Source organism: Sphingomonas kaistensis, assembly GCF_011927725.1.
In the GTDB taxonomy this organism is placed as follows: domain Bacteria; phylum Pseudomonadota; class Alphaproteobacteria; order Sphingomonadales; family Sphingomonadaceae; genus Sphingomicrobium; species Sphingomicrobium kaistense.
In genome coordinates this window covers 1,965,611-1,983,470 of sequence record NZ_JAATJC010000001.1, presented here as the reverse complement: position 1 = coordinate 1,983,470, position 17,860 = coordinate 1,965,611, and the positions used below count along the sequence as shown (strand labels likewise).

The 17,860-nt window shown below is 66.8% G+C and carries 16 protein-coding genes; 9 read left to right on the top strand and 7 right to left on the bottom strand.

Features of this window, described 5'->3' with window-relative positions; translation table 11 throughout:
- Nucleotides 1-2 precede the first annotated feature (2 nt).
- The 5 genes from GGQ97_RS09700 to GGQ97_RS09680 all read right to left on the bottom strand — a co-directional run bounded on the left by GGQ97_RS09700 (nt 3) and on the right by GGQ97_RS09680 (nt 5,974).
- The gene (locus tag GGQ97_RS09700) at nt 3-2,210 is read right to left on the bottom strand and encodes a GumC family protein (RefSeq protein WP_168069123.1); all 2,208 of its coding nucleotides are present in this window, start codon (nt 2,208-2,210) and stop codon (nt 3-5) included.
- A 37-nt stretch (nt 2,211-2,247) separates the two neighbouring features.
- Nucleotides 2,248-2,943 carry a polysaccharide biosynthesis/export family protein gene (locus GGQ97_RS09695; protein ID WP_168069121.1) on the bottom strand — a complete coding sequence of 232 codons (696 nt, stop codon included), beginning with the start codon at nt 2,941-2,943 and terminating at the stop codon, nt 2,248-2,250.
- Nucleotides 2,944-3,007: 64 nt separating this feature from the next.
- Entirely contained in the window at nt 3,008-4,063 is a 1,056-nt protein-coding gene (locus GGQ97_RS09690) for an SDR family oxidoreductase (protein WP_280740503.1), read from the bottom strand.
- On the bottom strand, nt 4,056-4,838 hold the full coding sequence (locus GGQ97_RS09685) for a metallophosphoesterase (RefSeq protein WP_168069119.1): 783 nt from the start codon (nt 4,836-4,838) through the stop codon (nt 4,056-4,058). Before GGQ97_RS09685 ends, GGQ97_RS09690 begins: the two co-directional genes overlap by 8 nt.
- An 11-nt stretch (nt 4,839-4,849) precedes the next feature.
- The gene (locus tag GGQ97_RS09680) at nt 4,850-5,974 is read right to left on the bottom strand and encodes a glycosyltransferase (RefSeq protein ID WP_168069117.1); all 1,125 of its coding nucleotides are present in this window, start codon (nt 5,972-5,974) and stop codon (nt 4,850-4,852) included.
- A gap of 176 nt (nt 5,975-6,150) precedes the next feature.
- Here GGQ97_RS09680 and GGQ97_RS09675 point away from each other — a divergent pair, with 176 nt between their 5' ends.
- Entirely contained in the window at nt 6,151-6,564 is a 414-nt protein-coding gene (locus tag GGQ97_RS09675) for a hypothetical protein (RefSeq protein WP_168069115.1), read from the top strand.
- A 75-nt stretch (nt 6,565-6,639) separates the two neighbouring features.
- On the opposite strand, the gene GGQ97_RS09670 is transcribed toward GGQ97_RS09675, so the two are convergent.
- On the bottom strand, nt 6,640-7,860 hold the full coding sequence (locus GGQ97_RS09670) for a polyhydroxyalkanoate depolymerase (RefSeq protein WP_168069113.1): 1,221 nt from the start codon (nt 7,858-7,860) through the stop codon (nt 6,640-6,642).
- A gap of 128 nt (nt 7,861-7,988) precedes the next feature.
- Between GGQ97_RS09670 and GGQ97_RS09665 the strand changes: the two genes are divergently transcribed.
- Genes GGQ97_RS09665 through GGQ97_RS09640 form a run of 6 tightly spaced genes read left to right on the top strand, consistent with a single transcriptional unit; the run spans nt 7,989 to nt 13,812 of the window.
- The gene (locus GGQ97_RS09665; protein WP_168069111.1) at nt 7,989-9,779 is read left to right on the top strand and encodes an ABC transporter transmembrane domain-containing protein; all 1,791 of its coding nucleotides are present in this window, start codon (nt 7,989-7,991) and stop codon (nt 9,777-9,779) included.
- 8 nt (nt 9,780-9,787) lie between these two features.
- Nucleotides 9,788-10,273, top strand: a complete 486-nt coding sequence (locus GGQ97_RS09660) for a YkgJ family cysteine cluster protein (RefSeq protein ID WP_168069110.1) — start codon at nt 9,788-9,790, stop codon at nt 10,271-10,273.
- Nucleotides 10,270-10,539 (top strand): PqqD family peptide modification chaperone, encoded by a 270-nt coding sequence (locus GGQ97_RS09655; protein WP_168069108.1) that lies wholly within the window; start codon nt 10,270-10,272, stop codon nt 10,537-10,539. The genes GGQ97_RS09660 and GGQ97_RS09655 overlap by 4 nt, the downstream gene beginning before the upstream one ends.
- Nucleotides 10,536-11,318 carry a 2-(1,2-epoxy-1,2-dihydrophenyl)acetyl-CoA isomerase PaaG gene (gene paaG / locus GGQ97_RS09650; protein WP_342448506.1) on the top strand — a complete coding sequence of 261 codons (783 nt, stop codon included), beginning with the start codon at nt 10,536-10,538 and terminating at the stop codon, nt 11,316-11,318. Before GGQ97_RS09655 ends, paaG begins: the two co-directional genes overlap by 4 nt.
- A 50-nt stretch (nt 11,319-11,368) precedes the next feature.
- A complete protein-coding gene (paaZ, locus tag GGQ97_RS09645) occupies nt 11,369-13,393 on the top strand; it encodes a phenylacetic acid degradation bifunctional protein PaaZ (RefSeq protein ID WP_168069105.1) in 2,025 nt (674 codons plus the stop codon).
- Nucleotides 13,393-13,812, top strand: a complete 420-nt coding sequence (locus GGQ97_RS09640; protein ID WP_245197930.1) for a VOC family protein — start codon at nt 13,393-13,395, stop codon at nt 13,810-13,812. The genes paaZ and GGQ97_RS09640 overlap by 1 nt, the downstream gene beginning before the upstream one ends.
- Before the next feature lie 126 nt (nt 13,813-13,938).
- Here the strand turns inward: GGQ97_RS09640 and GGQ97_RS09635 are convergent, their stop codons facing one another.
- Entirely contained in the window at nt 13,939-15,444 is a 1,506-nt protein-coding gene (locus GGQ97_RS09635) for a hypothetical protein (protein WP_168069101.1), read from the bottom strand.
- A gap of 220 nt (nt 15,445-15,664) precedes the next feature.
- On the opposite strand from GGQ97_RS09635, the gene rffA reads away from it, so the two are divergent.
- Both rffA and GGQ97_RS09625 read left to right on the top strand, forming a co-directional pair.
- The gene (gene rffA, locus GGQ97_RS09630) at nt 15,665-16,900 is read left to right on the top strand and encodes a dTDP-4-amino-4,6-dideoxygalactose transaminase (protein ID WP_209022831.1); all 1,236 of its coding nucleotides are present in this window, start codon (nt 15,665-15,667) and stop codon (nt 16,898-16,900) included.
- Complete coding sequence (locus GGQ97_RS09625; RefSeq protein ID WP_168069099.1) at nt 16,894-17,841, top strand: glycosyltransferase family 2 protein; 948 nt, start codon at nt 16,894-16,896, stop codon at nt 17,839-17,841. Before rffA ends, GGQ97_RS09625 begins: the two co-directional genes overlap by 7 nt.
- Nucleotides 17,842-17,860 lie beyond the last annotated feature (19 nt).

The following is a 17,860-nucleotide window of genomic DNA, read 5'->3' as shown; positions in this document are numbered from 1 at the left end:
CATCACCCTTCCTGATGATGGGGAATAAGGGCGATCCGCTCCCGCTTGTCGGCAAGCTCGCCGTAGCGATAATTATAGTAGCTGTAGTTGCCATTGGCCTCGCTGGCCTTGGTCAGCAGACCGCCCAGCAGGTGGGCGCCGGAAGCCTCGAGGTTGTTGAGCGCCTCGGCCGCCTGCCGGGTGCGGGTGCGGGCGCTTTCGACCACGAACAGCACATTGCGGCAGGTGTGGGCGATCAGCGGCGCATCGGCGAGGCCCATCACCGGCGGTGAATCGACCAGCACCATCTGGAAGTGCTGCAGCGCTTCCTCGATGATCATTCCGAACCGCGCGGTGGCGAGAAGGTCGGCCGGGTTGGGCGGCAGTGTTCCGCACGGCAGCAGCGACAGATTGTCGAACTGGGTCGGCGCGACGTGGCCGAGCAGTTCCTCCTCGTTGGTAAGGAGCTTGGTCAGCCCGATCTCGTCATTGGCGGCACGGAAGGCCGGCTTGCGAAGATCGGCATCGATCAGCAGCACGTTCACCCCGCGGCGGGCGAAGTTCTGCGCCAGCGCAAGCGCCGACGACGACTTGCCTTCGGCCGGCGAGGTCGACGTGACCATCATCACCCGCGGCGCGCCATGTTCGGTGGTAAAGCGAAGCGCCGCAGCAGTGGCGCTATAGGCTTCGGACACCAATGAACCCGGATCCTTGAGGTCCTCGACGAAATCGCCCTTGGTCTGGCGCTTGGGGATCTGGCCGATGCAGGCGAGCCCAAGCTTGGACCGCATGTCCTCACGGGTGCGGATGGTGTCGCGCAGGAGATCGAGGCCAACCGCTGCCCCAAGCCCGCCGATCAGGCCAAGCGCAAGGCCGGCCAGCAGGTTCTTGGGGAGGTTCGGCTTGAACGGCGAGCCTGCCGGCTCGGCCCGATCGACGATCGAGATCGGCGAGGTGCCGATGCCGCCGGCGACGCCGATTTCCTTGTAGCGGCCAAGCAGCGCATCATAGAGGCTGCGGTTGGTATCGACCTCGCGCTGCAGGATCCCGTAGCGGACGCTGCGGCCGCGCAGGTCGAGGACCTGGCCCTTCAAGGAATTGACCCGCGCCTGAAGTGCCCGCTCGGCGGCTGCCGCGCCGCGATATTCGGCCGCCAGCGTGTTGTTGACGCCGGCACTGGCCTGCGCGCCTTCGCGGGCAATCTGCTGGTTCAGTTCGGCGATCCGTTCGCGCAGGCTGATCATCTCGGGGTGATCGGGCTGAAGCGACGCGCGCTTTTCGCTATATTCCGCCTCGACCTGGGCGCGGCTGGCGCGGAGGGCCTGGGTCGAGGCCGTGACCGCGCTGCCCGGACCGGATGCCGCGGAGGCGCGATAGGCACCCTCGGCCGCTACCCGGCGTGCAGTCGCTTGCGCCAAAGCGGCGTTGATTGCGGCCAGGCTGTCCCCCTGCAACGAGTTGCCGGCCTCTGGCGAACCCGAACTGCCCTGCCCGCCGCCGCTGAGCGTGATGATCCCCTCCGCCTGCGCATAGCGGGCAAGCGACTGCTCGCTCCGCTCGAGGTCGCCGCGGGTCTTGGTGATCTGCCGCTCGAGGAACTGGCGAGCATAGGCCGAGCTTTCAAACCGGCGCTGGAGGCCGGCGTTGATGAAACTGTCGGCAACGCCATTGGCAATGGTCGCAGCAAGCTGCGGATCGGTCGAGGTGTAGGTGTAGCGGATCAGCGTGCCTTCTTCGGGCATGGTGACGTTGAGGCCGCCGGCCACCACGCTGGTGGCGCGGGCCAGTCGGTCCTGCAGCGAACCCTCGGTTCCGGCGACGGCCGGATTGGCCGCGAGGTTCAGGTCCTGCGCGGTGCGCTCGGCCACGGCGCGGCTTTGCAGCAGGCCGACCTGGGTCGCGATGAAGTCCCAGCTCTGGAAAGACTGGCTCTGCGAATCGTCCTTGTCGAGCACCTGCACCTGCGGCGGATTGACCTCCAGCGTCGCCACCGCCCGGTAGAGCGGCGTGGTCAGCATGGTGAGGATGATCCCGCCGGCCAGCCCGAGCACCATCGCGGCAAGGATCAGCCAGCGCCATTCGCGGACGATGCGAAGCAGGCTCGCCAGGTCCAGCTGGTTGTGATGCACGGCGGTGCGGGCGCGGTTGACCGGCGCCGCGGCGCCCGGCGGAAGGTCGCCAGGAGCCGCCGGAAGGCGCCCGTTGGGACTGAAGGCGAGATCACGATTCAAGATTGCTGTTCCTTTGCGGCAGCCCGACCCCGGTGGGTCAGAACGGCCGGAAAATGGAGAGGATCGGGATGTTATTGAGGATCCGCTTCTGCGTGTCCTTCACGCCCGACCCGTCGACCACCACGATATCGCCCGCATAGATGGGCGGATCGACCGCCTGTCCACGGCGGATCTGCTGGAGATCGAAGGCGGCCGCCTGACGCTGGCCCGACACGGTCCGGAACACCGCCACCCGGCGCAAATTGGCGTCTTCCGACGCTCCGCCGGAAAGGGCGATCGCCTGCAGCAGGGTCAGGGGGCCGTTGATCGGGTAGGAACCGCTGGACTTCACCGCGCCATCGACGGTGACAGCGCGCCGGGTCGACGACTTGACCCCGACCGCGACGTCCGGATTGACCAGATATTTCTTGGCGTAGGCGGCGGTGACCTTCTGGTCGAGCTGGGCGGTGGTAAGGTCCACTGCTTCGATCGATCCGATCAGCGGCATGCTGATCCGGCCGGTCAGATCGACCTCGTAATCGCCCGACAGGTCCTTCTGGCGGAACACGTTCACCGTCACCGTGTCGAGCGGCGCGATGCGATAATTCTCTTCCAGGCTGAGGGCGCGCGGCTGGTCCGGCGGCGCAAGCGTCACGTTGTACGGGATTGGGCCACCCGGCTTGTCGGCGCAGGCGCCGAGCGCCAGGGCAAGAGAGCCGGCCGCAAAGACGGGCAATTTCAACGTTGAACGCATGTTCGGACCTTTTTTACTCCAAACTCGCCATGACCTTAAAGCATCGGCCGGGCAAGCAACAGGCTCAATCCCGCTTCCCGGCCGCCTGCGCCAGGTACCAGGGTAACGCCTCGGCAAGGCCCGCAGCGATGTCATGGGTGGGGGCATAGCCGATAACCCGCGCCGCCTTGCCGATATCGGCTTCGCTGTGGCGGACGTCGCCCGCCCGGAACGGCCCGTAGCTCGCTTCGCCCAGCGCATTGCGGCCGTGCCGCGCTAGTCCGTCCGTCAGCAAGGCGAACAGCTGGTTGAGGCTGGTCCGCTCTCCGACGGCGACGTTGAAGACCTCGCCCTGCGCCTCGTCGGGGGCAAGCGCGGCAAGCAGGTTCGCCTGCACGGCATTCGCCACGAAGCAGAAATCGCGGCTCGTCTCGCCATCGCCATTGATCACGATCCCCTCCCCCAACAACAGGGAATCGACCCAGCGCGGGATCACCGCGGCATAGGGGCCATGGGGGTCCTGACGCGGACCGAAGACGTTGAAATAACGCAGGCCGGTCGCCTTGAAGCCGTAGCTGCGTGCATAGACGGCGGCGTACAGCTCGTTGACCAGCTTGGTCACCGCATAGGGTGACAAGGGGTTGCCGATCCGCTCCTCGCGCTTGGGCAGATTGGGCTCGTCGCCGTAGGTGCTGGACGAAGCGGCATAAACGAAGCGGGACACTCCGGCGTGGCGAGCGGCGTCGAGCATCTGGACGAAGCCGGTGACATTCACCTCGTGGCTGGTCAGCGGATCGGCGATCGAGCGCGGGACCGACCCCAGGGCGGCCTGGTGGAGCACCACCTCCGCCCCGGCACAGGCCTCGGCGCAGGTGCGCGCATCGCGGATGTCGCTGACCATCATGCGGAATCGCGCGGCCTGGTTCGGGCTGACCGCTCCCAGCAATTCGTCGAGATTGCGCTGGTGGCCAGTGGCGAAATTGTCGAGCCCGACGACCTCTTGGTCGAGCCGCAGCAACGCCTCGACGAGGTTGGAGCCGATGAACCCCGCCGCACCGGTGACCAGCCAGCGGCGCGGGCGGGCCCGCATCTCGGCCACGTGAGGCGCGAGGCCGGGGGCGGAAAACAGCGCGTCAAACAAGGCTCTTCTCCGTTTCGTGCAAGCCGTCCACCGTATCGATCAGCCAGCGCCGGTCGCCCTCGATGGCCAGCGCCGTCAGCCGACCGGTGGCATAGGCACCGGTGTCGATCCCGATCCGCGAACCGACGGCCTCGACCCGTTCGCTGATGGTGTGGCCGTGGACCACGACCATCCCATGGTCGCGGGTATCGGTAAGGAAAGGTTCGCGGATCCAGCGCAAGTCGCGCAGGCTTTGCTGTTCGGGCGGGACGCCTGGGCGGATGCCGGCGTGGACCAGCAGGAAGTCACCGAACCGCATCGAATCCGCCAGTTGCTCGAGGAAATGACGGTCCTGCCGCGGCACGGCCTCGGCGATCCGCCGCTGCGCGGCCGCCGGGCTGAGCGCTTCAAGCTCCTTCGCGTCGACGCCGTAGCTGAGCAAGGTTTCGGCCCCCCCGAACCGAAGCCAGCCCGCCACCTCGGTCGGGTCACCGGCGAGGATCTTGAGCAGCACTTCCTCGTGGTTGCCGGCCAGGCCGACCAGGCGGAAGTCGGGCCGGTCGAATTCCCGCAACCGCTTGAGTACACCGGCGGAATCGGGGCCACGGTCGATCAGGTCGCCAAGCAGGACGATCAGTCCTCGCGCGGGTCCACGCAGGGCATGATCCTCGGCGATGTCGGCCAGCAGCTTGTCGAGCAGATCGAGGCAGCCGTGCACGTCGCCGACGACGTACGCGCGCCAGCCGGACTGGCCACGCGCGGCGGCGCGGGGCGATTGGAAGAAACGGCGAAACATCGCCGCGCCCCCTAGCGACCTTTTCCTGTCAAGGCGATGACTGCGCTTCGATAAGCGTCGATCACCAGCCGCTCGTCATATTCCCGCTCGGCGATTTCGCGTGAGCGCAGCGCCCACGACCGGCGCTGTTCGGGCCCGGCGGTAATGAAGCGCTCGATTGCCGAAGCGAGCGCTTCTTCCGAACGAACCTCGAACAGCAGGCCATTGTCGCCGTCCCGGACGATCTCCCGGCAACCGGGCACGTCTGAGGCCAGCAGGGGCCGGGACATCGCCGCCGCCTCAAGCAGGGCGCGGGGCATACCTTCGCGGTAGGAGGGCAGGATTACGGCATCCGCGGCGGCGATGAACGGACGAACGTCGTCGGTGCGGCCGGCATGGGTCAGAAGCCCCTCACCCACCCAGCCGTCCAGCTCCTGCCGCGAGACGGCGGTTCGATTGGCCGCTCCGAGTTCGCCCACCAGGGTCAGCGAGAGGCCGGGATAGCCCGGCTTCAGGCGCCGCATGGCCCCGGCCAGCTCCCGCACGCCCTTGTCGCCGAGCAACCGGCCGACGAAGACGAGCTTCAGCCTGCCGTCGCTGCGCGGCTTTGGCGGCGGAGCGGTGAAGGCGCGGCAATCGACTCCCGAGCCCGGGATCAGCGCCACCTGACGGCGGGTGACCAGCCCCATTTTCTCGAACAGGGCGGCATCGTCCCGGTTCTGGAAGAAAACGGTGGGAAGCCCGCGAAACGCCTCGCGATAAAGGGCGGCCTGGATCTTCAATAACAAGCCGCCGCGGATGAAGCCGGTACCCAGTCCCGAAACATTGGGCAGGAACGGCCGCCGTGTGGCCCGGGCCGCCAGGCCGGCATAGATGTTGCCCTTGGGCGTGAAGCCGAGGACGATCCCCGGGCGGACCTGGCGAAACAGCGCGATCAGCGCCACCAGGCTCTTCAGCTCGGCGCGCGGGGCGGTACCGTCGGCGACCAGGGGCACCTGATAGGTCGGGAGCGAGCCTACCGGCGGATCCCCCAGCGGCACCACCGCCTCGAGCGGCCAGCGGCCCTCCGCCTGGAATGCGCGGATCAGCCCGCCGCGCTGGTGCGAGAGATTCCAGCTGCTGTTGGCGACAAGGAGAATGGGGGGAGTGTCGGTCACGGTGGCCAAGCCGCTTAACCATGCAGCCGTGACATTCAAGTCACGCTCCCCGCCAGACTTCTTAATCTCGCCGATGCAGGGGAAAGGATGCAACTGCCGTGGGCGAAGCGCGTTCTGTCGGGTGATTGCTCCCAGTAGCTTTACCGGGGCCGCGCGTGCGTCGAGGGGATACTCGCATGATTTCTAGTCGTTCCAAGTTCGTCGCAGCCTTCTGCAGCCTGAGCCTGCTGGCCGCGGCACCCGCCTCCGCCGCTGCCCAGGCGACCGCAGCCGTCGATTACAGCCCGTGGGCTGCACTCAGTGCCTTCGCCGCTCCGTCGTCGAGCCAAGCCCTGTGCGGCTCGGCCGCCGCCGCCGCTGCCGGTGCCGCCGTTCAGGGCGCTTCGGGCTGCGTGTTCCCGACTCTCGACGCGCCGGTCGCCCCGCCGGTTGCCGACGCCGCTCCGATCGCCACGCCTGCAGCCGTTGCGGCTGGCGGCGGGGTTGGAATCCTTCCCCTGCTCGTCGGCCTTGCCGCGCTGGGTGGCCTTGCCGCCCTCCTGCTGGCGGATGGCAACAACACTCCCGACCAGATTTCCGTCAGCCCCTGAACGGATTGAAGCGTCGCAACGAAAAAGGTCGGCCTGTCACGCGACGAGCCGGCCTTTTTCTTGTTCGTCGATGGCTCAGTCGTGGGCGGCGATGAACCGCTCGACCACCGGCGCGATCTTCTCGCGCCATTTGCGGCCGTTGAAGATGCCATAATGGCCCGCGCCTTCCGCGAGGTGATATTTCTTGTTCGCGGCGGGCAGCTTGGTGGCGAGCTTCAGCGCCGCCTTGGTCTGCCCCACGCCCGAGATATCGTCGCGCTCGCCTTCGATCGCCAGTAGCGCGGTCCGGGTGATGGCCGCCGGGTCGACCCGCTGGCCGCGGTGCATCATCTCGCCCTTGGGCAGCAGGTGGCGCTGGAATACCACGTCGACCGTCTGGAGGTAGAATTCGGCGGTCATGTCGCAGACCGAGCGATATTCGTCGTAGAAGTCGCGGGTCGCATCGGCCCCTTCCTCGTCGCCGTCGACCAGATGCTTGAACATCTCCCAATGGCTGACGAGGTGGCTGCCGAGGTTCATGGTCATGAAGCCGGCGAGCTGCAGGAAGCCCGGATAGACCTTGCGGCCACCGCCCGGATACATGGCCGGAACGGTACACACGACGTTCTGCTGGAACCAGGCATGCGGACGCTCGGTCGCGAGCGTGTTGACCGCGGTCGGCGCTTCGCGGGTGTCGACCGGGCCACCCATCATCGTCAGGGTGCGCGGCGTGGCCGGATGGTTGTCGGCATTCATCAGCGCAGTCGCGGCATAGGCCGGGACGCTCGGCTGGCACACGGCCAGCATGTGCGCGCCCGGGCCAATCTTGCCGAGCCAGCCAATCAGCGTGTCGACATAATCGTCGAGGTCGAACGTGCCCTCACTGAGCGGCACCATCCGCGCGTCGCGCCAGTCGGTGATGTAGACCTCATGGCCGGGCAACAGCCGCTCCACCGTGCCGCGAAGCAGCGTCGCATAGTGGCCGGACATGGGGGCAACGATCAGCAGCCGCGGCTGTCCTTCGGGGGCGCCTTCGCGAACGAAGTGCTTCAGCTGCCCGAACGGCATCCGGTCGACGATCTCTTCGCGGACCGGCAGCGACTTGCCGTCGATGGTGACGGTGTCGAGCCCGAAAGCCGGCTTTCCGCGCGTCGCGGCGGCATGGGCGAAGACGTCGAGGCTGGCCGACACGATCCCGCTCATCCCGTGATAGCTCAACGGGTTGGCACTGTTGCTCAGCCAATTGGAGGAGAGGTTCGCAAGCTGTCCTGCACCGGCCAGCCAGCTGCGCTGCACTTCATACGCGTCGTAAAGCATCCACTCTCACTTATGATCTTTCGCCCACCAACCGGTGTGGAACCGAAAGGGTCCGCTGGCAAGATAGGCGAGGGCTGTCCCACGCCGGGGCTTTGTGTCCGCCGTTGCCCCTGCTAACCGCTGCCCTCATGGCGAGCGGGTCCGACGACAAGGAAAACATCAAAACCGGCCGGAGCATCGGCAACCTGAAGCTCGTCTTCAAGGCTGCCGGCAAATATCCGGCACGGATCCTCGCGGCGCTATTCTTCCTCGGCGTGAGTTCGGCCGCGACGCTGGCAATCCCCTATGGCTTCAAGCAGGTCATCGACCGTGGGTTCGCCGGCGGGTCGGTGAGCGGCGACGCGGTCAGCCAGGCTTTCCAATACCTGCTGATGATCGTGATCGTGCTGGCGCTCGCGACCGGCTTCCGCTTCTACTTCGTCTCGTGGCTGGGCGAGCGCACGGTCGCCGACCTGCGCCGTCAGGTGCAGCGCAATCTCCTCACCCTGCCCCCGCGCTTCTTCGAGGAAAACCGCCCGAGCGAGATCGCCTCCCGCCTCACCGCCGATACCGCGGTGCTAGAACAGGTGGTCGGTACTTCCGTGTCCTTTGCGCTGCGCAATCTCGTCACCGGGATCGGCGGGATCATCTACCTGTTCGCGCTCAGCCCCAAGCTCGCCGGGCTGCTGCTGATCGCCATCCCCCTGCTGTTCGGTCCGATCATCCTGTTCGGCCGCAAGGTCCGCGCACTATCGCGCGCCAGCCAGGACCGGATCGCCGACGTCGGGGCCAATGTCAGCGAGGTCCTGGGCGCGATGAAGATCGTTCAGGCTTTCGGGCAGGAGCGCCGCGAAGAAGCGCGCTTCGCCGAGGTGGTCGAAAACGCCTTCACCACCGCGCGCACCCGCATGCGCCTGCGCGCCATCATGACCGTGGTGCTGATCGCCCTGATGTTCGGCGCCATCGTGATGGTCATCTGGGAAGGTGCGATCGACGTTGCCGCCGGCCGCATGACCGGGGGCGAGATCGCCGCCTTTGTCTTCACCGGCGTACTGGTCGGCGGCGCTTTCGCCGCCTTGAGCGAAGTCTATGGCGACCTGCTGCGCGGATCGGGTGCCGCCGGGCGCCTTGCCGAACTGATCGCAGCCAAGGCCGAGATCAGCGCTCCCGCCGTCACCAAGGCGCTGCCCGAACCGGCGACCGGAGCGCTCGCGTTCGATGGCGTCGACTTCCGCTACCCGACCAGGCCCGACACCAAGGCGCTGGATGGGCTGACCATCAGCGTCGCGCCGGGCGAGACCGTCGCGGTGGTGGGACCCTCGGGCGCGGGCAAGTCGACCCTCTTCCAGCTCGCGCTGCGCTTCTACGACCCCCAGGCCGGCGCCGTGTCGTTCGACGGTGTCGATGTGCGCGACCTCGATCCTGCCGACCTTCGCCGCCACATCGCGCTCGTGCCGCAGGAAACGGTGATCTTCGCCGCCAGCGCCCGCGACAACCTCCGCTACGGTCGGTGGGACGCGAGCGAAGCCGAGATCGAGGCCGCTGCCCGCGCCGCCAATGCGCATCAGTTCCTGTCCGCGCTGCCGGACGGCTACGACACCTTCCTTGGCGAAAGTGGCGCGCGCTTGTCGGGCGGCCAGCGGCAGCGGATTGCCATCGCCCGCGCGCTGCTGCGCGATGCGCCGCTGCTGCTGCTCGACGAGGCGACCAGCGCGCTCGACGCCGAAAGCGAGGCGGCCGTTCAGGAAGCGCTCGAACGCCTGATGGAAAGCCGCACCACCGTGGTCATCGCCCACCGCCTGGCCACCGTCCGTGCGGCCGACCGGATCATCGTCATGGACGAGGGGCGGATCGTCGAAGAAGGCACCCACGCCACGCTGACGGCCCGCGGCGGCCTCTATGCGCGTCTCGCCCGCCTGCAGTTCGACGTCGCCGCATGAGCGAGCCGATGAACGTGGAGAGCCAACTCTGCACGTCCTGCGGCCTGTGCTGCACCGGCGCGTTGCACGACGGTGCCAAGCTCGAACCGGACGAGGTCGAACCCGCCATCGCCGTCGGCCTTCCCGTTCTCGAAGGAACGGCGCCGACCTTGTTCGCCCTGCCCTGCCCGAAGCTCGAGGGAGCGACCTGCACCATCTATGGTTCGCGCCCTAGGGTGTGCGCCGCTTACGCCTGCCGCCTGCTCGAGGAAGTGCGCGGCGGTCGGCATCTCGACTCCGCGTTGCCGCTGGTGGCGGAGGCGCGGCGGCTCGCCGGGGAACTGCAGGCGGCGCTCGCCCCCGGGGCGACGTTTCCCGACAGCCGGACCGAGCGCCGCGCGGGAAGCGGGTCGGCCGAGGTGCTGATGCGATCCTTTGCACTCGACCATTATCTCGACCGTCATTTCCGCAACCGGAGTGAAGGTCCCATTCTCAGTTCGGAGTCCGCGTCATGAGCGCCACTTATCGTCGTACCGCCGCCACCATGTCGACCGACGTCGGCGACGACGTGGTCGCGCTGCAGGCCGACCGGGGGTTCGCCTATGGCATGGAGGAAGTCACGGCGACGGTCTGGCGCCTGCTGGAAGAGCCGCGCGGCATCGACGACCTCGTGGCCCGGCTGACCTCGGAATATGAGGTGGACGACGCCCAATGCCGGGCCGAGGTCGTCGCGCTGCTGGAGCAGATGACGAGCGAAGGGCTGGTGGAGGAGGTCCGGTGAGCGAACCGGCCATCCTCTATGCCGAGAAGGATGGCGTCGCGCGGATCACCCTGAACCGTCCCGATCGCCTCAACAGTTTCACGGCCGCGATGCACGCCGAACTGCGCGACGCGCTGGACCGCGCGGCGGAAAGCGCGCGGGTCATCGTCCTGACCGGCGCCGGGCGCGGTTTCTGCGCGGGGCAGGACCTCAACGACCGCGCGGTCGCCCCCGGCCAGGCGGTCGACCTTGGCGAGACGGTCGAAGGGAGCTGGAATCCCCTGGTTCGCCGACTCGCCAGCCTCGATCAGCCGGTCATCGCCCGGGTTCAGGGCGTCGCGGCCGGTGCGGGCGCGAACATCGCGCTTGCCTGCGACCTGGTGGTTGCGGGCCGCTCCGCCAAGTTCATCCAGAGCTTCGCCAATCTCGGCCTCATCCCCGACAGCGGCGGCAGCTGGCACCTGCCCCGGCTGGTCGGCCAGGCCCGCGCGCTCGGCCTCGCACTGACCGCCGAGCCTCTGCCGGCGGAAAAGGCCGCCGATTGGGGCCTGATCTGGAAGTGCGTCGAAGACGACGAACTCGACGGCCAGGTCGATGCGCTGGCAACCAGGCTGGCCGGTCTTCCGCCGCTCGGTCTCGCCGCGATCAAGCGGCTGATCCGCACGTCGGGCGAGCGCACGCTCGATGCGGAGCTTGATCTCCAGCGCGACGAAATGCGGCGCCTCGGCTTCACCGAAGATTATCGCGAAGGCGTTGCGGCGTTCCTCGAAAAGCGTCCGGCGGTCTACCGGGGGCGCTAGGCACCGCGGCCGCGCTTGGCCTCGGCACTGACCCTGCCTAGGGTGTGCCCATGAAAACCCAGCAGCTTTTGAACTACGCCCGCGGTGAATGGACGCCGGGCGACGCCGGCAGCCTGACCGAGCTTCCAAGCGCCCTCGACGGGTCGCCGGTGGCGCTTACCGGCTCGGGCGGGATCGATTTCGGTGGCATGGCGCGCTTCGCCCGCGAGGTCGGCGGCCCGGCGCTTCGGGCGCTGACCTTTCACCAGCGCGCCCGGATGCTGAAGGCGCTCGGCCTCGCCATCCTCGCCCGCAAGGAAGAATTGTACGAGCTCAACTACGCCACCGGTGCGACGCGCAAGGATGGCTGGATCGACATCGAAGGCGGCGCGGGCACGCTGCTGTCCTTTTCCAGCAAGGGCCGGCGCGAGCTGCCCGATGCGCACGTGCTGCTCGACGGCCAGCTCGAACCGCTAAGCAAGTCGCCTTTGTTCCAGGGCCAGCACATCTATACGTCGCTGCAGGGCGTCGCGGTCCACATCAACGCGTTCAATTTTCCCGTCTGGGGAATGCTCGAAAAGCTTGCCCCGGCGCTGCTCGCGGGCGTTCCAGCGGTCGTGAAGCCCGCCAGCGCCACCGCCTGGCTGGCCGAGGCGGCATTCCGGGTGATGATCGAAGCCGGCGTGCTGCCGGACGGCGCGGTGCAATTGGTGGTGGGCGGGGTCGGCGACCTGTTCGATCACCTGACCGGGCAGGACGTGGTCAGCTTCACCGGCTCGGCCCAGACCGCGCTCAAGCTCAGGACCCATCCCGTCATCCAGCGCGAGAGCGTCAAATTCATCGCCGAGCAGGACAGCCTCAACGCCTCGGTCCTCGGCCCCGATGCCGCCCCCGGCACCCCCGAGTTCGAATTGTTCGTGGCCGAGGTGGTCAACGAGATGACGGTCAAGGCCGGGCAGAAGTGCACCGCGATCCGCCGCGCGATGGTTCCTGCGGCGTTCCTCGGCGCGGTGGAGGAGGCGCTCGCCGCAAGGCTCTCGGCGCTCGCGGTGGGCGATCCGCGTGACAAGGCGACCGGCATGGGTGCGCTCGTCAGCCGGGCCCAGCGCGACAGTGTGCGGGAAGCGGTCGCCGCCATCACGGCTGACGGCGCGCGCGTCGGATGGGGCGATCCCGGCGCCGCAACCGGCCCCGACGGGGGCGCCTTCATGTCACCCGTGCTGCTGTGCGCCGACGATCCTTGGGCCTGCGAGGCGGCGCACGACGTCGAGCCATTCGGCCCGGTCGCGACCCTGATGCCCTACACGGACCTTGCCGACGCGGTCCGGCTCGCCAACCGCGGCAAGGGCAGCCTCGCGCTGTCGCTGTTCACCCATTCCGGCGATGTGGCGCGCGACTTCGTCCTCGGCGCCGGGGCGTTTCACGGCCGGATGCTGGTGATCGACCGCACCAACGCCGCCTTCTCGACCGGGCATGGCAGCCCCTTGCCTGTCCTCGTCCACGGCGGGCCGGGCCGGGCCGGCGGCGGCGAAGAGATGGGCGGCATCCGCGGCGTCACCCACTACATGCAGCGCACCGCGCTCCAGGGCTCGCCCGAAATGATCGCGGCGATCACCTCGCAATATAGTCCCGGCGGTCCCAAGCACGTCGTCCAAACCCATCCCTTCCGCAAACGGATGAGCGAGCTCCATATCGGCGATACGCTCAAGACTGGCAGCCGGACGGTAAGCGTCGAGGATATCGAGCATTTCGCCCATTTCACCGGCGACACCTTCTACGCCCACATGGACGAGGAAGCGGCCAAGGCCTCGCCCATCTTCGAGGGCCGGGTCGCCCACGGCTACCTGATCCTGAGCTTCGCCGCCGGCCTGTTCGTCGATCCCGATCCGGGCCCCGTCCTCGCCAACACCGGTCTGGAAAATCTCCGCTTTCTGACCCCGCTCTATCCGGGCGATTCGATGCGGGTCGAGCTCACCGTCCGTTCCAAGTCGCTGAAGAGCGAGGAAACCGGCGTTGTCCGCTGGGCGGTCGAGATCTTCAACCAAAAGGATGAACTGGTCGCGACCTACGACTTGCTGACGGAGAACGTCCCTTGATGCAGTCGATGTCGGTCCTGACGCTGGCCACCGACGATCTCGATCGGTCGAAGGCCTTTTACCGTGACGGCTTCGGCTGGACCCCGGTGTTTGAGAATGACGAGATCGCCTTTTACCAGATGAATGGCTTCGTCCTCGCCACCTGGAGCAAGGCGGGGCTGGAGGAAGACAGCAATCGCAAGGGACTTGCGAGCCCGGGCGCCTTCGCCCTCGGCCACAATGTCGGGAGCGAGGAAGAAGTCCGGCAGGTCATCGCCCGACTCGTCGCTGCCGGCGGCCACCTCCTGCGCCCCGCCGATGCCCCGCCCCACGGCGGCTTCCGCGGCTATGTCGAGGACCCCGACGGCCACGCATGGGAGATCGCCTTCAATCCGGCCTGGCCGATCGACGCGAATGGCCACGTGACCTTCGGGGTGTAGGAGGGTCGCGCATCTGTCCCGCCCTACGCTCCGCGAAGATGCCCCCCACCGCGTTCTGATATTCCAGATGGCGATGGGTACGGGACTCGGATGCACGAACGGTCGCAACGCATCGAGCAAGGACGGCTACCAGGTGTGACCCCCAACCGATCGACGATCTTGTGGTGCCGGCGGAGCTGAAGGATCGACCTGCAGGAGCGCATTGCCGCCCGCGGCAAACAGCTCACGCGTATGGGTCGCTCGCCACTGGCTGAACTGAGGACCCGGACTCCATATGCGGTAGTCCGCCGACGTCGTGACGATGAATCGCCCGCCGTTGGATTTTGGCGCGTGGTCGAGGCTGTAGAGGGGCCGTCCGCTCAGCAGGACTATCGGCATTGAGGTTTCAAGGGCAAGCGCCTCGATACGCGCGCTCGGAGGCAGATTGGCGACCATTTGCGCCTGCTTCCTCTGGAACATGAAGTCGAGCCCCATAGCTTGGTGAGGAGCAGCATAGCGGGGACTCATGCCCATGAACTGATAGGCTAGAATGCTGCTGTCACTGACTATCAGGGCCCTGACGTTGCTTGCGAGCGACCCGACGAACGCGAACGCTACCAAGAGGTGCAGCATTGTCCGGGGTTGGCGCTTTTGCTGGCTGTTGACCCAGTCGAGCAGGACAAGGATGCCGCCGGTCCACAGGCATGCTGTCGCGGGCCACAGGTAGCGCAGGTGGGGGATGGGCGCTCGCACCAACCATGCGAGCGCCATTACTCCTCCGACGGCGATCAGCAGCGCGGCGAGATCGTTGGCGCGGACACCTTCATCGCTCCGGGGATTGGTGCGGCGGAACAGCCAGACCAGGGCAATTCCCCCTGCAAGAAGGAAGGGAAAATGCTGGTTTGCGACTTCAAAGGTTTCCAGCAGGTACGGCAGGTTGCGGACGGTGCGTGCGCCAGTCGCGGCACCGAGTAGTGCGGCCTCTCGCTCGCCCAGCCCGCCGCCACCAAACCAGTAGTGAAGCGCGGTCATCGCTCCATTCACAACAAGGGCGACCACCAGTGCTAGGGCAGCACGGCGCAGCTTGGCCCAGTCACCCGGGTGAAATACCGCCACGAACAGCAGAAAGGCGCCGAGCCCCGCGAGGAGGTTGATCCGGGTCGCGCAGGCAAGGCTGAAGAGAAGGCCCGTGACCAGCGCCGCCGAGGCCGAGTTGCGGCCACGCCAGGTCCAATGTGCGGCGGACGCCAGAAGCAGCGCGAAAGCCATGACTTCGCCCAGGGCGAGACTTGCCTGGAGCAGGATGCCTGGCGTCGCGGCCAGTAGCACCGTCCCGGCAAGCGCCAGGCCATGATCGTTGCCCGCCGCGCGGAAGATGCGAAAACCAAGGAAGAGCAACGCTATGCTGGCAGCAATCGTGATCATGCGATGCGCGAGAACGTCGAGGCTGAGCAGCGCCAGAATGCCGTGGGTGATCAGGTGCAGTCCGCCGGTGGTAATGGTCGGAAGGCCCGTCGCGATGGTTCGGGGAACTTGGACACCCCAGGTTTCAGCCGTGCTGAGGAGTATCCACGCCTCGTCGGGCTCGACCGTCAGCCGCATGCTTGCGGCGACCCAGCTCCCCACCAAAACGGCAAGGGCGGCGACGTGCATATGGGTGAAGCCAATCCTCCCGTCGGAATCTACGGCGGACTGCCTGGCGGAGTCGCCATTGCCGCCAGATTCACTGGCTGCCCTCACCACGTCCACGCTTGTACTCCCCCCGGTGTCAAACCTTTATCCAAAGTCCCCCGCACCGGCGCAAGGGCGTCTGACGTCATCATTGTTTTAACCGAGTTGCTTCTATAGCCCTCGCCAGTGGGGGAGTAGAGGAATGCCGCAGAGTTCCAGCATGCGATTGCAGTTCAACCGCTTGCCTGTCGAGGAACCGCACGCAGTGGTGGCTCCGCATGACGCGTCCATCCCCTTCAACCGCCCTTCGATCGTCGGCCGGGAGCTCGACAACATCGTGCAGGCGATCCGGCGCGGTCAGCTGTCGGGGGATGGCCACTTCACCGCCGAGTGCAACGCCATCATCGCACGGCTGACCGGCTCCGCTTCCGCGCTTCTGACGCACAGCGGTACAGCGGCGCTCGAAATGGCCGCCATCCTGTGCGACCTCAAGCCCGGCGACGAGGTCATCCTCCCGTCCTTCACATTCGTGTCGACCGCCAATGCGGTGGTGCTTCGCGGCGCGACCCCGGTGTTCGTCGACATTGATCCCGTCACCCTCAACCTCGATCCCGCCAAGGTCGCGGACGCAGTCAGCCCGCGAACACGGGCGATCTTCGCCGTCCATTATGCTGGATTCCCGGCAGATATGGATGCGCTCGCCGCCATTGCCGACGCGCACGGATTGCTGCTTGTCGAGGATGCCGCTCAAGCGCTTGGTTCAACTTATAAAGGCCGGCCAGCCGGCAGTCTTGGCGACATGGGCGCCTTCAGCTTCCACGAAACCAAGAACATCCTCAGCGGCGAAGGCGGTGCGCTCACCCTCAATGCTCCCCAACTCGCTGACCGCGCCCGGATCATCCGCGAGAAGGGAACCAATCGCAGCCAATTCATCGACGGCCTGGTCGACAAATACACTTGGGTGGATCTTGGCTCCTCCTATCTTCCAGGGGAGCTGATCGCCGCCTTCCTGCACGGCCAGCTGGAGCATGTCGGCGAGATCACCCGGCGGCGGCGGCGACTGTTCGACCGGTATCTCGAAGGCCTCGCAGCCCTCCCGGAGAGATACGGCATCGGCCTTCCGCGCTGGAACCCGGCGGTGCGCGGCAACGGGCACATGTTCTACCTCCTGCTGCGGAACGCGGCGCAGCGGAGTGCCTTCATCGCGGCCATGCGTGAGGCAGGGGTTGGCACGCCGTTCCACTATGTTCCGCTCCATTCTTCTCCGGGCGGCCAGCATTTTGGGCGCACTGCCGGAGAGATGGAGCATACCGACCGGACTGCCGAGCGGTTGGTCCGGCTGCCGATGTTCTTCGACCTGGAGGACGGGATCGAGCGGGTGATCGATACCTGCCTGCAGGTAGTGACAAGGCTGGACGGATCTCGCGCCTCATGCTGATCAGCGTCGTTTCTCCCGTCTACAATTGCACCAACTGCCTACCGGCGATCGTTCGGCGAGTGCGCGAGACCCTCGACGGGCACGACATCCGCTGGGAGGTCCTGTTCGTGGATGATCGCGGGCCGGGCGAGCCGTGGCCGGTGATCGAGGCGCTGGCAGCCGCGGACGAGCGGGTGCGCGGGGTGCGACTGATGCGCAATCACGGCCAGCACCTCGCCATCTGGGCCGGGCTGGCGCACGCCCGTGGCGATTGGGTAGCGGTCATTGACTGCGACCTGCAGGACGATCCAACCATGTTGATGCGGATGGTGGACGTGGCGCGAGAAGGTAACTGCGACGCGGTCATTGTCGATCGGGGCGAATGGCGCGACACCTTGTGGCGCCGGGCCGCTTCGCGCCTGTTCACCGCCCTTCTCCGCGCAATAACGGGCATGAAGGTCGGAGTGAACGCCGGCAATTTTGGCCTCTACAGCGAGCGCATGGTCAACAATCTGCTGGCGTACCGCGACAAAGAGGTTTTCCTTCCCGCAATGACCGTGATGACGGGTCTGGAGCGGCGGTCACTGGTGGTCCCGCGCGCGTCGCGGGCAGAGGGGCGTTCATCCTACGGTTTCCGCCAGCTGCTGCGCCTGGCCGTCGCGCTGATCATCCGCTTCTCAGACCGGCCGCTGAAGCTCAGCGTTGTTGCGGGCTTGGCCCTGTCGGGCCTGTCAGCAGGTGTCGCGCTGGTCGTTTTCGTCGCGTGGGCATCCGGGGTGATCAAGGTCGCCGGCTGGACCAGCCTGATGCTATCGATCTGGTTCGTGGGCGGGCTGATCCTGTCAGCGCTCGGGGTGCACGGTTTCTACATCGGTCGCATCTTCACCGAAGTGCAGGACCGCCCCCGGATCCGTGTTATGCAAACGACGGCAAATCTGACTGCGACGAAGCAACCGCTGTGACGCTCGATTGGATGAGTGA

Coding starts and splice junctions, on each gene's coding strand:
- GGQ97_RS09655 (WP_168069108.1), top strand. CDS start 10,270: ATGAGCGCCACTTATCGTCGTACCGCCGCCACCATGTCGACCGACGTC.
- GGQ97_RS09625 (WP_168069099.1), top strand. CDS start 16,894: ATGCTGATCAGCGTCGTTTCTCCCGTCTACAATTGCACCAACTGCCTA.
- GGQ97_RS09660 (WP_168069110.1), top strand. CDS start 9,788: ATGAACGTGGAGAGCCAACTCTGCACGTCCTGCGGCCTGTGCTGCACC.
- rffA (WP_209022831.1), top strand. CDS start 15,665: ATGCCGCAGAGTTCCAGCATGCGATTGCAGTTCAACCGCTTGCCTGTC.
- GGQ97_RS09670 (WP_168069113.1), bottom strand. CDS start 7,860: ATGCTTTACGACGCGTATGAAGTGCAGCGCAGCTGGCTGGCCGGTGCA.
- GGQ97_RS09665 (WP_168069111.1), top strand. CDS start 7,989: ATGGCGAGCGGGTCCGACGACAAGGAAAACATCAAAACCGGCCGGAGC.
- GGQ97_RS09695 (WP_168069121.1), bottom strand. CDS start 2,943: ATGCGTTCAACGTTGAAATTGCCCGTCTTTGCGGCCGGCTCTCTTGCC.
- GGQ97_RS09640 (WP_245197930.1), top strand. CDS start 13,393: ATGCAGTCGATGTCGGTCCTGACGCTGGCCACCGACGATCTCGATCGG.
- GGQ97_RS09685 (WP_168069119.1), bottom strand. CDS start 4,838: ATGTTTCGCCGTTTCTTCCAATCGCCCCGCGCCGCCGCGCGTGGCCAG.
- GGQ97_RS09635 (WP_168069101.1), bottom strand. CDS start 15,444: ATGCACGTCGCCGCCCTTGCCGTTTTGGTGGGGAGCTGGGTCGCCGCA.
- GGQ97_RS09675 (WP_168069115.1), top strand. CDS start 6,151: ATGATTTCTAGTCGTTCCAAGTTCGTCGCAGCCTTCTGCAGCCTGAGC.
- paaZ (WP_168069105.1), top strand. CDS start 11,369: ATGAAAACCCAGCAGCTTTTGAACTACGCCCGCGGTGAATGGACGCCG.